This is a genomic window from Vibrio harveyi NBRC 15634 = ATCC 14126 = KCTC 12724 (assembly GCF_001591145.1).
Taxonomy (GTDB): domain Bacteria; phylum Pseudomonadota; class Gammaproteobacteria; order Enterobacterales; family Vibrionaceae; genus Vibrio; species Vibrio harveyi.
The window spans coordinates 1-568 of record NZ_BCUF01000174.1; the positions used below are offsets into that span (position 1 = coordinate 1).

A 568-nucleotide genomic window follows, 5' to 3' on the forward strand; every position below is an offset into this window, starting at 1 on the left:
ACCCAGGCGCACCTATGGGTATGGCTGATATCGCTGAAGTTCTTTGGCGTTCTCACCTAAACCACAACCCAGCTAACCCAGAGTGGGCTGACCGCGACCGTTTCGTACTGTCTAACGGTCACGGCTCTATGCTGATTTACTCTCTACTGCACCTGAGCGGTTACGAGCTATCTATCGACGATCTTAAGAACTTCCGTCAGCTTCACTCTAAGACTCCTGGTCACCCAGAGTACGGCTACGCACCTGGTATCGAGACTACAACGGGTCCTCTAGGTCAAGGCATCACTAACGCTGTTGGTATGGCGATGGCTGAGAAAGCACTAGCGGCTCAGTTCAACAAAGAAGGCCACGACATCGTTGACCACTTCACTTACGTGTTTATGGGCGATGGCTGTCTGATGGAAGGTATCTCGCACGAGGCATGTTCTCTTGCTGGTACGCTAGGTCTTGGCAAACTGATCGCATTCTGGGATGACAACGGCATCTCTATCGATGGTCACGTTGAAGGTTGGTTCTCTGACGACACGCCTAAGCGTTTTGAATCTTACGGCTGGCACGTAATCCCTGC

1 protein-coding gene is annotated in these 568 nt (G+C 51.9%); it reads left to right on the forward strand.

Features of this window, described 5'->3' with window-relative positions; genetic code table 11:
- Nucleotides 1-568, forward strand: a 568-nt coding sequence (locus tag VHA02S_RS25065) for a thiamine pyrophosphate-binding protein (RefSeq protein WP_508607587.1), incomplete at both ends; no start/stop codon positions are given.